The 13,240-nt window shown below is 69.0% G+C and carries 11 protein-coding genes, 1 other RNA gene, 1 pseudogene and 1 riboswitch; of the genes and pseudogenes, 6 read left to right on the top strand and 7 right to left on the bottom strand.

The window, feature by feature from the left end:
- Window positions 1-26: 26 nt before the first annotated feature.
- The 4 genes from J7D54_RS09805 to J7D54_RS14290 all read right to left on the bottom strand — a co-directional run bounded on the left by J7D54_RS09805 (window position 27) and on the right by J7D54_RS14290 (window position 2,955).
- Window positions 27-686: a TRM11 family methyltransferase gene (locus J7D54_RS09805; RefSeq protein WP_182763748.1), complete on the bottom strand. Its 660-nt coding sequence runs from the start codon at window positions 684-686 to the stop codon at window positions 27-29.
- Window positions 687-774: 88 nt separating this feature from the next.
- Window positions 775-1,139, bottom strand: an RNA gene (gene rnpB / locus J7D54_RS09800) — RNase P RNA component class A.
- A 77-nt stretch (window positions 1,140-1,216) separates the two neighbouring features.
- Entirely contained in the window at window positions 1,217-2,065 is an 849-nt protein-coding gene (map, locus tag J7D54_RS14295) for a type I methionyl aminopeptidase (RefSeq protein ID WP_182764282.1), read from the bottom strand.
- 44 nt (window positions 2,066-2,109) lie between these two features.
- The gene (locus tag J7D54_RS14290; protein ID WP_182763747.1) at window positions 2,110-2,955 is read right to left on the bottom strand and encodes a DUF2510 domain-containing protein; all 846 of its coding nucleotides are present in this window, start codon (window positions 2,953-2,955) and stop codon (window positions 2,110-2,112) included.
- A 117-nt stretch (window positions 2,956-3,072) separates the two neighbouring features.
- On the opposite strand from J7D54_RS14290, the gene J7D54_RS09790 reads away from it, so the two are divergent.
- Entirely contained in the window at window positions 3,073-4,365 is a 1,293-nt protein-coding gene (locus J7D54_RS09790) for a glutamine synthetase family protein (RefSeq protein WP_076058101.1), read from the top strand.
- Window positions 4,366-4,369: 4 nt separating this feature from the next.
- Here the strand turns inward: J7D54_RS09790 and J7D54_RS09785 are convergent, their stop codons facing one another.
- Together J7D54_RS09785 and J7D54_RS09780 are read right to left on the bottom strand one after the other, a co-directional pair.
- The gene (locus J7D54_RS09785; protein ID WP_182763746.1) at window positions 4,370-5,275 is read right to left on the bottom strand and encodes an aldo/keto reductase; all 906 of its coding nucleotides are present in this window, start codon (window positions 5,273-5,275) and stop codon (window positions 4,370-4,372) included.
- 85 nt (window positions 5,276-5,360) lie between these two features.
- Entirely contained in the window at window positions 5,361-5,789 is a 429-nt protein-coding gene (locus J7D54_RS09780) for a sterol carrier family protein (RefSeq protein ID WP_182763745.1), read from the bottom strand.
- A gap of 89 nt (window positions 5,790-5,878) precedes the next feature.
- Here J7D54_RS09780 and J7D54_RS09775 point away from each other — a divergent pair, with 89 nt between their 5' ends.
- The 5 genes and pseudogenes from J7D54_RS09775 (at window position 5,879) to J7D54_RS09760 (ending at window position 11,647) form a co-directional block, all read left to right on the top strand.
- Window positions 5,879-8,797 (top strand): bifunctional [glutamine synthetase] adenylyltransferase/[glutamine synthetase]-adenylyl-L-tyrosine phosphorylase, encoded by a 2,919-nt coding sequence (locus tag J7D54_RS09775; RefSeq protein ID WP_182763744.1) that lies wholly within the window; start codon window positions 5,879-5,881, stop codon window positions 8,795-8,797.
- An 80-nt stretch (window positions 8,798-8,877) separates the two neighbouring features.
- A pseudogene (locus J7D54_RS14465) lies at window positions 8,878-9,084 on the top strand (NAD-dependent epimerase/dehydratase family protein); the annotation flags it as partial.
- 41 nt (window positions 9,085-9,125) lie between these two features.
- On the top strand, window positions 9,126-9,521 hold the full coding sequence (locus J7D54_RS14285; protein ID WP_245243949.1) for an NAD(P)-dependent oxidoreductase: 396 nt from the start codon (window positions 9,126-9,128) through the stop codon (window positions 9,519-9,521).
- Between the two features lie 48 nt (window positions 9,522-9,569).
- Window positions 9,570-9,698, top strand: a riboswitch (FMN riboswitch).
- A 117-nt stretch (window positions 9,699-9,815) separates the two neighbouring features.
- Window positions 9,816-10,655, top strand: a complete 840-nt coding sequence (locus tag J7D54_RS09765) for an ABC transporter permease (RefSeq protein WP_182763743.1) — start codon at window positions 9,816-9,818, stop codon at window positions 10,653-10,655.
- Window positions 10,652-11,647: an ABC transporter substrate-binding protein gene (locus J7D54_RS09760; RefSeq protein WP_182763742.1), complete on the top strand. Its 996-nt coding sequence runs from the start codon at window positions 10,652-10,654 to the stop codon at window positions 11,645-11,647. Before J7D54_RS09765 ends, J7D54_RS09760 begins: the two co-directional genes overlap by 4 nt.
- A 96-nt stretch (window positions 11,648-11,743) precedes the next feature.
- On the opposite strand, the gene J7D54_RS09755 is transcribed toward J7D54_RS09760, so the two are convergent.
- Complete coding sequence (locus J7D54_RS09755) at window positions 11,744-13,240, bottom strand: catalase (protein WP_182763741.1); 1,497 nt, start codon at window positions 13,238-13,240, stop codon at window positions 11,744-11,746.

Here is a 13,240-nt window from a genome sequence, read left to right as displayed (position 1 = left end):
GGCCTGCGGATCGCAGGCGTCGCGGCTCAGCGCTGATCGGCCCCGCGCTGTGCGACGAGCAGGTAGTCGCCCGCGAGGTCGTGCCAGGACCGGTCCCAGCAGACGAAGACGTCCTGGGCCAGGCGTCCGAGCTCGCCGAGCATCCTCCCCACATCCCAGGCGAGAGGGGTGAAGTGTGTGCCCGTGTCGATGTTGGCGACGTTCACGACGAGGCGGCCCTCCGGCGTCAACAGCTCGAGACACTGCGCCAGGACTCCGCGGAGCTCGGCCAGGTAGCGCTCGTAGGTGCTGGCGCCGGTGTAACCGGACAGCGGATCCTCCGGGCCGTCATCTGCGGCCATGTAGGGCGGGGATGTCAGGATCAGATCGAAGGGGCCCTCGACCAGCTGTGCCAGCCGGCGGGCGTCGCCCTGCACGATCAAGGCGTCCGGGGCCACCGCGGCGGCGACGGCGCAGCGTTCGGGCAGGAGTTCGACGCCCACCGCGCGTCTTCCCATGGCCGTCGCGACCTGGAGCGTGGTGCCGAAGCCGGCGAACGGATCGAGCACCCGGTCGTCCGGCCGGGACAGGTCCTCCAGCACCGCGGCCACCAGCGAACGGGAGAAGTGCACGTTCTCGTCCGCCAGTGGATGACGCTCTGCCACCACCTGATCGTGCTCGACAAAGAGGTGGGGACGCAGGCGCATGTCTGCATCGTAGGCCGCCGGGGTGCAGGCGGGTCGAGTCGCTGCCCCAGCCGGCGCTGCGCGCGGCAACACGGCCTTCGGAAGGGTGGGGACGAGACGGCCGGTAAGCCGGGTTCTGTCGACGGATGATCATCTATCTGAGGCCCACCGTTGCCGGTGCGCTCATGCAACCTACCCGGACACCTCGCGCGAGCAGCGCTCGAACGGTGTCCGCAGACGGCCCGGAGGCCGGCCTTCTTGGTCTTGCTCCGAGTGGGGTTTACCTAGCCGCTCCGGTCACCCGGAGCGCTGGTGGTCTCTTACACCACCGTTTCACCCTTACCCATTGCTGGGCGGTCTGTTTTCTGTGGCACTGTCCCGCGGGTCACCCCGGGTGGGCGTTACCCACCACCCTGCTCTGTGGAGCCCGGACTTTCCTCAGCTGTTTCCAGCCGCGATCATCTGGCCGTCTCGTCCAACCAACGATTCTACCGTGGATCGGGCCTTCGGCACACCGTCGCCAGTTCGCAGCGACGGGAGGCGGGGACTCGTCAGGGAAGCGTCAGGATCTCCGCGCCGGTCGCGGTCACGACGAGGGAGTGCTCGTACTGGGCCACGCGCGAACGGTCGGCGGTGACGACGGTCCAGTCGTCGTCCCACACCTCAGTGTCGTACCCGCCCAGCGTGAGCATGGGTTCGATGGTGAACGTCATGCCCGGCACCATCACGGTGTCGACGCGCGGCTCGTCGTAGTGCAGGACGACCAGGCCGGAGTGGAAGGCGGTGTGCACACCGTGACCGGTGTAGTCGCGGATCACGCCGTAGTTGAAGCGCTTCGCGTAGCTCTCGATGACCCGACCGATGACAGAGATGGGGCGCCCCGGCCGCACGGCCTTGATCGCCCGGTTTAGCGACTCCAACGTGCGCTCCGCCAGCAGCCTCGACTCCTCGTCGACATCGCCACAGAAGAACGTGGCGCAGTTGTCGCCGTGCACGCCGTCCTTGAACGCGGTGCAGTCGATCTTGACCAGGTCGCCGTCCTCGAGCGGCCGCGTGTCCGGGATGCCGTGGCAGACGACCTCGTTCACGGAGGTGCAGATCGACTTGGGGAATCCGCGGTAGCCCAGCGACGACGGGTAGGCGCCGTGGTCGAGCATGTACTCGTGCGCGATGCGGTCCAGTTCGTCGGTGGTCACGCCCGGCGCGATCGCCTTGGCCGCTTCATGCATGGCCCGGGAAGCGATCCGCCCCGCCACCCGCATCTTCTCAATCACGTCGTCGCTCTGGACATCGGAGCCGGTGTAGCGCTTCGGTGCCTTCTTCCCGACGTACTCCGGGCGCAGGATGCTGCGGGGGACGTCGCGAACGGGGGTGATGGTGTGCGGAGTAACGGGATTCACAGTCGACGAGTCTATCCCCGCTCCCGCCGGGCCGTCTGTAGGCGTCAGCCCTCGTACGCAAGCGACTCCAACACCGGCTCGACCTCGCTGATGTTCTCCTCGTGTCCGATGGTCACGCAACAGACGTACACCGCCAACCGGTCCTTGTCGTCGGTGGGCACGATGATGATGTCGACGGTGTCGCCCTCGATGCCTTCGTGGCTCCAGTCGCCGACGTAGACGTTCGACGTGAGCCGCCACGCCGGCCTGCCGGAGACGTCCCACTCCTCGTTCCACAGGACGGTGCGCCTGGTGAAGCCGAGGAACATGCCCGACGACGCCATGCAGTTGACGAACTGCTCGGCCGCGGCGCGGGGATTGGCCGAGAAACCGTCCGAGACCTTGATGTAGCCGACGTTGACGTTGCTGATCCAGCCGAAGACGATCTCGCGCAGCATTGAGTTGCCGTCGTACATCCAGTCGATGTGGGCGGGGCTCATCCGCCACTTCTCGCCCTGGGGTGCTTCGACGCTCAGCCCGCCACCTTCGAGGCGCCCGTCCGTCAGTTCGCTGCGCGGCCAGTCCCCACTGGAGGGGCAGTCGATGGACTCGCCGAACTGCGACTCGACCTCGGTGGGAGTGGGCGTCTCCGACGGGACCCGTTCGTTCCACTGTTTGCCGGTGGGGCGAGCCGTGCGGGTGTCCTCGGGGGTGGGGGCGAAGGGGTTGGCCCGGCTGGGGAAGATGAGGAGCGCGGCCACCAGGGCTGCGACCACGACCAGGGCGACCGACAGCCACACCCAGCCCGCGCGGCCCCTGCGCGGCGGCGTGGGGTCCACCCATCGCTGACCATCCCAGTAACGGCGCCCATCGGGCGCCGTGGGATCCGCATACCAACCGGGCTGAGCCATGGGCCCAGTCTAGGGGCGGTCCGGAGCGCGCCCAGAACGCAGAATGTCACGCGGCTGTAACATCTTCGCGGCAAACTTGCGCGCATGGATAGGCAAACGGAGTTCGTTCTCCGCTCCATGGAGGAGCGCGGGATCCGGTTCGTCAGGCTGTGGTTCACCGATGTGCTCGGCTCACTGAAATCTGTGGCGATCGCTCCGGCTGAGGTCGAGGGCGCCATCGCGGAGGGCGTCGGTTTCGACGGCTCCGCGATCGAAGGCTTCGCCCGGGTCTACGAGTCCGACATGGTGGCGCACCCGGACGCGTCGACGTATCAGGTGCTGCCGTGGCGGCAGGCCGGCCGCTCGACGGCGCGGATGTTCTGCGACATCAAACTGCCCGACGGCTCACCGAGCTTCGCGGACCCCCGTTTCGTGCTGAAGCGCGCCCTCGGCAAGGCGGCCGATCTCGGCTACACCTTCTACATCCACCCCGAGATCGAGTTCTTCCTGCTGCGCTCGCTCAACCCCCTCGTCCCGCTGGACCAGGGCGGCTACTTCGACCACACCACGCTGGGCGACGGCACCGACTTCCGCCGCGACGTCATCACCATCCTCGAACAGATGGGCATCTCCGTCGAGTTCAGCCACCACGAGGCTGCCCCGGGGCAGCACGAGATCGACCTGCGCTACGCCGACGCCCTCACCATGGCCGACAACATCATGACGTTCCGCGTCGTGGTGCGGGAGGTGGCCGTCAGCCAGGACATCCACGCAACGTTCATGCCCAAGCCGTTCTCCGAGCACCCGGGCTCCGGCATGCACACGCACATGTCGCTGTTCGAGGGCGACACCAACGTCTTCTACGACGCGGCGGACCAGTACAACCTCTCCAAGACGGCCAAGCAGTTCATCGCCGGCCTGCTGCACCACGCGCCGGAGATCACCGCCGTCACCAACCAGTGGGTCAACTCCTACAAGCGCCTCGTCGGTGGGGGAGAAGCCCCGTCGTACGCGTGCTGGGGACGCGCCAACCGCTCGGCCCTCGTGAGGGTTCCCCAGTTCACGCCGGGGAAGACTTCCTCCGCGCGCATCGAGTACCGCGCCATCGACTCGGCGGTCAACCCGTACCTCGCCTACGCCGTGATGCTCAACGCGGGCCTCAAGGGGATCGAGGGCGAATACCAGCTGCCCGAGGAGACCGAGGACGAGGTGTGGCGCCTCTCGGACCGCGAGCGCAAGGCGATCGGCATCCAGGAACTGCCCCGCAACCTCGACGAGGCCATCCGCATCATGGACGAGAGCGAACTCGTGGCCGAGACACTCGGCGAGCACGTCTACGAGTACTTCATGCGCAACAAGCGCAAGGAATTCGCGGCCTACCGCCAGCAGGTCACGCCCTGGGAACTGGACCGCCACATCCGCGTGATGTGACCGTTCAGATCAACTCGAGCGGTGCATCATCGCCGGGCTTGGGGAACGCCGCGTCCAGCTCGGCGTGATCCTCAGCGGTGAGTTGGATGCTGACGGCTGCGGCGTTCTCCCGCACGTGGGCCGTTGATCCGGCCTTCGGGATGGCGAACACGCCCGGCTGCGAGATGACCCACGCCAGCGCGATCTGGGCCTCCGTGGCGCCGTGGCGACGGGCGACGGTGGTGAGCGCGGCCCCGCGCCTGCCTCCTGCGGCCAGGGCGCCCTGCTCGATCGGTGAGTAGGCCATCAGCGGGATGTGCGACGCGCGGAGTTCCTCCAGCAGCCCGCCTTCGGGCCAACGGCGCTGCAGGTTGAACAGCACCTGGTTGGTCGCCGGCCGGTCCTGAGGCCGGCTGCCCGCGGCCCCGGCTGCGGAGCGGGCCGCCACCGCAGCTTCGGCCATGAGCGTGCGGTCGAAGTTCGACACTCCCCAGGCGCCGATCTTGCCCTGCGCGCGCAGTTCCTCGAAGGCCCCGAAGGTCTCCTCCAGCGGGTACGAACCCTCCCAGTGCAGGAGGTAGAGGTCGAGGTGATCGGTGCCCAGACGGCGCAGACTCTGCTCGCAGGCGGCGAGCGTGCCGTCGTGACTGGCGTTGCCGGGCAGCACCTTGGACACCAGGAACACCTCGTCGCGGCGGCCCTTGATAGCTTCACCCACCAACTGTTCGGACCGGCCCGAGCCGTACATCTCCGCCGTGTCGATGAGCGTCATGCCGAGGTCCAGGCCGGTGCGCAACGCTGCGATCTCGCGCTCCCTGCGCGACGACTCGTCGCCCATGTGCCACGTGCCCTGGCCCAGCACCGGGACGCTTCGCCCGGCGACCTGAAGGGTGCGGATCGGATGGTGTGACGCGGAGACATCGGGGCTCATGTGTCCAGTCTGTCCGTTGCCGGGCCCATGGGCGGGGCTTCTCGGCAGTTGTCCGTGTGCCGGCTGCTGAACGCCAGCTGAACGCTCAGCAGAGGGGGAAGGCCGCTGAGGCCTCATGGGCATGGACGCCCGAGGCCCGCAGGTCGGCCTCTGCCCAGGGCTGGCGTCCGGTGGCCAGGGCCGCGAATGTCTCGCCGCTCATCTCCACCACGTTCGGCGGAGTGCCGCGGGTATGCCTCGGCCCGGTCTCGAAGCCGATCTGCACCGCCGCGAACGGCGGCACCCGCACCTCGATGGTGGCACCCGGATGCCGCTCGCCCAACAGGGCACATCCCGCGCGGCAGACGGCGGCCAGGAGGTCTCGGCCCAGCGGGGCCGGATCGGAGGCGGCGCGCAGCAGCACCCGCGTGAGATCCGGGCGGCGCAACCTGAGCTCCACCTCGAGCGCGGTCAGGCCCTCGTCGTCGAGGCGCTCACGCAGCGCGGCGACGACCTTCGGGGTGGGTTTGAACATCGATTCAGCTTAACGGCTGGCGCTCAGCGCCAGTCGCGGAGGTCGGAACGTCGCGCCCCTGGGGGAGGGCCGCCCACTAGTCTGAGCCAATGGGTAGATACCAGTCGCCGATGGGGGAGTTCGCCCGTCGCGGGTTTGATTCCGCGAGCGGTGCCGCCCGCGTCTGGGAGCGCTGGACGGACAGGCTCGGCGGTGAGCCCCCGGTCGATCTGGCGCTGTTCGAACCCGTGGCAGACCGGGACCTCGCGCTCGATTCGCTCGAGCGGCTCGAGGCCGCGTCGCCGGAGGTTTTCCGCGAGATCGCGTCGGACGAGGCGTGGCTCCGACGGCTGCTGCTCGTCATGGGCGGATCCAGCGTGCTGGCCCACACGCTCGTGAGGCACCCGGCCGAGGCGCGCATCCTCGCCGTCGAACCCGTGCACCGTGGGTTGTCCGGGTGGCGCGCCTTCTTCGACGCCCGGATCCACCTGGACGACGGGGTGGCCACAGGCAGCGCCGACCAGCTCCGGCTGGCCAACCGCGCCGCGCTGATCGAAATCGCCGCGCGCGATCTCTCCGCTCCGCAGCCGGACGCCCTGGTCCATGAGATCGCAGCAGAGCTGTCGCACGTCGCGGACGTGGTGCTGGACATGTCGCTGGCCTTCGCCCGCGCGGAGGTGCCAGGCTGGCGGCAGGCCCGCGTCGCCGTGCTGGCCATGGGCAAGACGGGCGCACAGGAACTCAACTACATCTCCGACGTCGACGTGATCTATGTGGCCGAACCGGCGGAGGGCGCAACGGCCGACGAAGCGGTCGCCGTCGCCGGTAAGCTCGCCGCCGCGCAGGCCCGGATCTGTTCCTCGCACACCTCCGAGGGCAGCATCTGGCAGCTCGACGCGGCGCTGCGTCCTGAGGGGAAAGCCGGCCCCCTCGTCAGGACGCTGGCCAGCTACCGCGCCTACTACGCGAAATGGGCCAAGAACTGGGAGTTCCAGGCCATGCTCAAGGCCCGCCCCGCAGCGGGCGACCTCGACCTGGGCCGGGAGTTCGTCGACGCCGTGTGGCCCCTGGTCTGGCAGGCGGGGGAGCGGCCCGAGTTCCTGCCGGAGGTGCGCGCCATGCGGGAGCGGGTGATCTCCCTGATCCCCGCTAAGCAGGAGGACCGCGAGATCAAGCTCGGCTCCGGCGGTCTGCGCGACACCGAGTTCTCCGTCCAGCTGCTGCAGTTGGTGCACGGCCGCGCCGATGAGCGGATCCGCACCCGCGGCACGTTCGACGGGCTCATGGCACTGATCGGCAACGGCTACATCGGCAGGGCCGACGGCGCCGAGATGGCGCGCGCCTACCGGTTCCAGCGGGTCCTGGAGCACCGCATCCAACTGCGCCGCCTCCGCAGGACCCACCTCATGCCGGACGACGAGCTGGCCCTCAGCCATGTCGCCCGCTCGATGGGCTCCTCGGCCGAGGACCTGCAGAAGCGGTGGCGCGATTCCGCGCGCCGGGTCCGGCAGCTGCAGCAGCGACTGTTCTTCTCGCCTCTGCTCGATGTCGTCAGCCAGGTGCGCACGGACGAGTTGCAACTGAGCACCGAAGCCGCCAAGACCCGGATGCGGGCCCTCGGCTTCGCCGACCCGCAGGCCGGCCTGGGCCACATCCGCGCGTTGACCACCGGCCGCGACCGCGGCACCGAGATCCAGCGCCAGCTCCTCCCCGCCATGCTGCAGTGGTTCGCCGACGGGCCCAACCCCGACTTCGGGCTCCTCGCGTTCCGCCAGCTGTCGGAGTCGCTCGGCAAGACCTCCTGGTACCTGCGGGCACTGCGCGACGAGGGCTACATGGCCCAACGCCTGGCCAGGGTCGCGTCGTCGAGCCGCTACGTGGTCGACCTCCTGAAGCGCGCGCCCGAGCACATCAAGATGCTCGCCAGCACCGACGACCTGCGGCCACGCTCGGTCGACGAGCTCACCGCCTCCCTCACCCGGGCCGCCAACCGCTACGACGACCCGGACCAGTCGGTCGCCTCTGTCAGGGCGCTGCGCCGCGCCGAGCTGTGCCGCATCGCGCTGAGCGACGTGCTGGGGCACGCCGACCTCGCCGCGGTGGGCGGCGCGCTGAGCGACCTCGCGTCCGCCACCGTCGAGGCCGGACTGCAGTTGGCGCGCCGCACCATCGACGCCCCGCCGGTGGGCGTCATCGCGCTCGGGCGGTGGGGCGGCTATGAGGTGAGCTACTCCTCCGACGCCGACTGCATGTTCGTCGTTCCCGACGGCACGGAGGGCGAGGAGCTCACGAGGGCGACCGACCTGGTCCGGCGCGCCGCCGAGATCATCGGCAAACCGGGCCCGGATCCTGCGCTGGTGATCGACACCGACCTCCGCCCCGAGGGCAAGGGCGGCCCCCAGGTGCGCACGGTGTCGTCGTACCTGACCTATTACACGAAGTGGGCCTCCACCTGGGAGGCCCAGATGCTGCTGCGCGCCCGCCATGGTGCGGGGGAGCGGGCGCTCTCGGAGGCGGTGCTCACCGGGATCGACTGGTTCCGGTACCCCGACGGCGGCCTGACCCGCGCGCAGATCTCTGAGATCCGCAAGCTGAAGTCGCGGATGGAGAACGAGCGCATCCCCAAGGGCGTGCCGCGCGACCGGCACCTCAAGCTCGGGCCCGGCGGCCTGTCGGATGTCGAGTGGACGGTGCAGTTGCTGCAACTGCAGCACGGCCACGAGCATGCGGTGCTGCGCACCACGTCCACCATGGACGCCCTGGCGGCGCTGGCCGCGTTGGAGATCATGCCGGAGAGCCAGGCGGTCCGGCTGCAGGAGGCCTGGCACCGGGCCAGCATGCTGCGCGACGCCATCATGCTGGTGCGTGGTCGGGCCAGCGACGCGTTGCCCTCGGACACGCGCGAACTGGCGGCCATCGCCCTGCTGCTCGGCTACCGGGCAGGTGAGGCGTCCAGACTGGTGGAGGACACCCGTCGGTTGTTGCGACGAGCGGCAGACGCCGTCGACGCCATTTTCTGGGCCGCCTGATCCCGCCAGACCTCCGGAGGGCAGGACTAGGTTTGCTCCAGTGGGCAGCTACCAGAGGCCCTGGAGAAAGGACTGCACCCATGGCACGCATCGTGATCATCGGCGGCACCGGCTACGCCGGCAGCAACATCGTCCGCGAGGCCTCGTCCCGCGGACACGAGGTCACTGCGGTCTCCCGCCATGTCCCGGACGAGAAGACCGACGCGGTGACGTACCGCACCTGTGACGTGTCCGACCCCGACGCCGTCCGCGAGATGGTCGCCGGCGCCGACGTGGTCGCGACGGCCCTGTCCCCCGCGGTGAACTCGAGGGCCGCCTGCGGGAGGTCATGCGGACGATCGCCGAGGAGGCCCGGGCAGCGGGCGCCCGGCTGGCCGTCGTCGGTGGCGCCGCGTCGTTGGAGGTCGCCCCGGGTGGCCCCCGCCTCGTCGACACGGACGGCTTCCCGGACTGGCTCAAGCCGGAGGCCACCGAGATGGCCGGGCTGCTGGAGGACCTGCGAGGCAGCGACGAGTCGCTCGACTGGTTCTTCCTCAGCCCCGCCGGTGGCTTCGGTGCGTTCGCGCCGGGCGAGCGGCTGGGCAGTTTCCGCCTCGGCGGGGACGTGCTGCTGACCGATGACGAGGGCAATTCGTTCATTTCGGGCGAGGACTACGCACAGGCCTTCGTCGACGAGATCGAGCGCCCGGCGCACCGTCGCCAGCGGTTCACGGTCGCCTACTGAGACGGCGGAAACGCGCACTCCGGCGCCGCGGTGCTAATGTTGACGGCAAACGTGTTCCGGGGTCGGTGTAAGTCCGAACCGGCGGTGATAGTCCGCGACCTCTTCTGGATCTCCAGAAGGGCTGACTCGGTGAAATTCCGAGACCGACAGTTAAAGTCTGGATGGGAGGAACTCGTCGCCGACGGCGTGCCTGACGCGCCCTGACGCTTCGCGACCCAGCGAGGTGTCGAGGGTCCGCTCCAGGCTCACACCGTCGACGCGTGCCCCGGGCCTGGACAAGGAGTGACGGGGCAGATGACCACCGATGAGCGACGTAGGGCGCGCAGGCTTGCGCACCTCGGGCTCTGGTCCGCCTACCCCGCACGCACCAGGCCCACCGCCGGCCGCTGGATCCCTGCCACCATTGCGCTCATCCTCGCGGTGGGCGTGTGGTGGGCGGTGACCGGCGCCGGCCTGATCGAACCGCTCTACCTGCCCGGCCCTGGCGACGTCGTCGCCCGCATGGTCTCGCAGGCGCAGCTGGGGATCGCGTGGCGCTATCTGTCGCCGACGCTGAGCGCGGCCCTCCTGGGTGTCGCCTTCGCCGTCCTTGTCGCGATCCCCCTGGGAATCGTCATCACCCATTCCCGGCTGCTCGCAGCGGTGATGGAGCCCGTCGTCGCCATCACGCAGACAGTGCCGCTAGTAGCGACGGCGCCGCTGCTGGTGCTCTGGATCGGCTACGGGACCATCCCGATTGCGGTGCTCTGTGCGATCGTCGCCTTCTTCCCCATGGTGACCACCACCATCGTCGGATTCCGGTCCCTCGACATGCGTGTGGTGGAGAACGCCCTTCTCGACGGTGCCAGCGCCTGGCAACGCCTGATCCACATCGAGGGGCCCATGGCGGCCCCGTCGGTGCTGGCCGGCGTGCGCGGCGGTGTGGTGCTCGCGATGACCGGTGCGGTCGTCGGCGAACTCGTCATGGGCGGCGCCGGTCTGGGCACCCTGCTCACGTTGTCCCGCGAGGCTGCAGACACCGCCGGCGTCTTCGCCGTGGTCGCCTGGATCAGCCTCTCAGCCATGGCCCTGTACGCGTTCGTCCAGCTTCTGGAGCGAGCGGCAGTGGCGCGCCTACAAGGAGAAACAACATGATCAGTCGACGCAGCATGCTGCTGGGTGGCCTCGCCGTGGGAGCGGGGGCCACCCTCACCGCCTGTGGCAGCAGGCAACCGGAGGCGGTGGGGGACGGGAAGCTCACCGTCGGGCTCACCTACATCCCGAACGTGCAGTTCAGCGCGTTCTACCTCGGCGTGAGGGAGGGTGTATTCAAGAAGCACGGCCTGGACGTGACGCTGCGCCACCACGGCCAGCAGGAAGACCTCTGGGGTGCCGTGCTGGGCGGCAAGGAGGACATCGTCTTCGCGTCCGCCGATGAGGCGATGGTGGCCAACGCCGGCGGCAACGACCTGCGGACCTTCGCCACCTCGTACCAGACCTACCCGCTGCGGGTGATGGGCGGCGACCCCGCCACGCTCGGGGCCGACCCGGGCCTGGACGTACTGAACGGGGCCACGCTGGGCATCCCGGGTCACTTCGGCTCCAGCTACTACGCGGCGCTCTGCGCGATCCACCGGGCCGGCCTCACGGAGAACGAGGTCACGCTCGTCGACATCGGCTTCACGACGCTCTCTGCGCTGGCCGCCAAGCAGGTGGACTTCGCCATGGGTTTCATCAACAACGAGGGCGTCCAACTGGAGAACCAGAACATCGCGTCGGTCTCCATCCCCATCTTCGAACCCGGCGAGGCGCTGCTGGTCGGGCCCAGCCTGATCGCGCCCGGCACGAAGGTGTCCGAGGACATCCTGCGTGCCGTGGCGCTCGGCATGAAGGAGGCCGAAGAGGCCGTCGTGGCAGACCCGCAGGCCGCACTGGATGCCACCGCGGAGCACGTCCCGGCGATGGCTGAGCCGGAGCAGCGGGCCACCGCCGAGAAGGTGCTGGCCGCCACCGCCGAGTTGTGGAAGCGTGACGGTCAGGTCAGCGTCGCCGTCGACACCGCGGCCTTCGGCCGGATGGCCGAGTTCTTCGCCCAGGCCGGCGTGATCGAGGCGGCTCCGGCCGAGGCGTACCTCGACGTCCTCTGAGCGGTTCGTCCACTGGGTCGCGCAGAAGCGGCAGCAAGGTGGCAAGGAAAGAGGGGCGGGCCGCCCGCCAGCAGCCCGCCCCTTCAGTGGCCTGAATCAGGCAACTGAATCCTCGTCCTCGATGGTGGAGAGGCCGCGGACCTTGTTCTCGATGCGCTGGCCGATGTTCTCGTCGACCTGCTTCCAGTACCAGAAGCCGCGCTCCTGGACCTGCTGCTCGCACTGGGAGAGGCCGCCGGCGACGGTCTCCACGAAGCGCTCACGCTGGGCGTCGTCGTAGACCTCGCGGACCAGCGTGCCCGCCTGACCGAAGTCGTCGTCCTCGGCGTGCCGGCTGATGGCGGCACGCACGAGCGAGCCGTCAGCCTCCCAGCCCGCCTCATCCACAACCTCGGCGTCCGAGTACGCACGCCCGTAGCTGTTGAAGGTGTGGACCGGGGCCGCGCCCGTGTGCAGGTACTGCATGTGGCCCTGCTCGGCGAAGTTGTTCGTCTGCGTGATGGGCTGGTTCACCGGGAGCTGGTGGAAGTTCGAGCCGATGCGGGCGCGCTGGGCGTCCGGGTAGGCGAACACGCGGGCGGTGAGCATCTTGTCCGGCGAGATGCCGGTGCCCGGGATGAAGTTCGACGGCGAGAACGCTGCCTGCTCGATCTGCGCGTAGAAGTTGACCGGGTTCTCGTTGAGTTCCATGACGCCGACCTCGATCAGCGGGTAGTCCTTGTGGGACCAGATCTTGGTGAGGTCGAACGGGTTGAAGCGGTAGGTCTTCGCCTCCTCGTACGGCATGACCTGCATGTGCAGCGTCCACGACGGGAACTCGCCGCGCCCGATGGCGTCGAACAGGTCGGCGCGGTGGAAGTCGGCGTTTTCGCCGGCCAGCCGCTGGGCCTCGGCGTTGGTGAGGTTCTTCTCACCCTGGTTGCTGCGCCAGTGGTACTTCACCCAGAACTTCTCGCCCTGGGCGTTGACCCACATGTAGGTGTGGGACGAAAAACCGTGCATGTGGCGCCAGGTGGCCGGCAGGCCCCGGTCGCCCATGAGGTAGGTGACCTGGTGGGCGGTCTCCGGCGAGTTGGTCCAGAAGTCCCACTGCATGTTCGTGTTGCGCAGGCCGGTGGCGGGGTGGCGCTTCTGCGAACGGATGAAGTTGGGGAACTTCAGCGGATCCTTGACGAAGAACACCGGCGTGTTGTTGCCCACGATGTCGAGGTTGCCGGCGGTGGAGTAGAAGCGCACGGAGAAGCCACGCACGTCGCGCCAGGTGTCGGGGGAGCCCTGCTCGCCGGCGACGGTGGAGAAGCGCGTCAGCATGCGGGTCTCGGCGCCGGGCTGGAACGGGGCCGCCTTGGTGTACTTCGTGACGTCCTGGGTGACCGTGAAGGTGCCGAAGGCGCCCGAGCCCTTGGCGTGGGGGCTGCGCTCCGCCACCCGCTCGCGGTTGAAGTGGGCGAGCTGCTCGACCAGGTGGACGTCGTGCAGGACGATCGGGCCGTCGTTGCCGACGGTCAGGGAGTGGGCATCCGACTCTGCGGGGGCGCCGTTCAAGCGGGTCGAAGGGCCGGTGGGCTGGTACTCGCCGGAGAACTGGGTCAT

Source organism: Tessaracoccus sp. MC1865 (genome assembly GCF_017815535.1).
GTDB lineage: Bacteria > Actinomycetota > Actinomycetes > Propionibacteriales > Propionibacteriaceae > Arachnia.
This window is presented reverse-complemented; position numbering and strand designations above follow the sequence as displayed.

Coding starts and splice junctions, on each gene's coding strand:
- J7D54_RS09805 (WP_182763748.1), bottom strand. CDS start 686: ATGCGCCTGCGTCCCCACCTCTTTGTCGAGCACGATCAGGTGGTGGCA.
- J7D54_RS14290 (WP_182763747.1), bottom strand. CDS start 2,955: ATGGCTCAGCCCGGTTGGTATGCGGATCCCACGGCGCCCGATGGGCGC.
- J7D54_RS09790 (WP_076058101.1), top strand. CDS start 3,073: ATGGAGGAGCGCGGGATCCGGTTCGTCAGGCTGTGGTTCACCGATGTG.
- J7D54_RS09785 (WP_182763746.1), bottom strand. CDS start 5,275: ATGAGCCCCGATGTCTCCGCGTCACACCATCCGATCCGCACCCTTCAG.
- J7D54_RS09780 (WP_182763745.1), bottom strand. CDS start 5,789: ATGTTCAAACCCACCCCGAAGGTCGTCGCCGCGCTGCGTGAGCGCCTC.
- J7D54_RS09775 (WP_182763744.1), top strand. CDS start 5,879: ATGGGTAGATACCAGTCGCCGATGGGGGAGTTCGCCCGTCGCGGGTTT.
- J7D54_RS14285 (WP_245243949.1), top strand. CDS start 9,126: ATGCGGACGATCGCCGAGGAGGCCCGGGCAGCGGGCGCCCGGCTGGCC.
- J7D54_RS09765 (WP_182763743.1), top strand. CDS start 9,816: ATGACCACCGATGAGCGACGTAGGGCGCGCAGGCTTGCGCACCTCGGG.
- J7D54_RS09760 (WP_182763742.1), top strand. CDS start 10,652: ATGATCAGTCGACGCAGCATGCTGCTGGGTGGCCTCGCCGTGGGAGCG.
- J7D54_RS09755 (WP_182763741.1), bottom strand. CDS start 13,240: ATGACCCAGTTCTCCGGCGAGTACCAGCCCACCGGCCCTTCGACCCGC.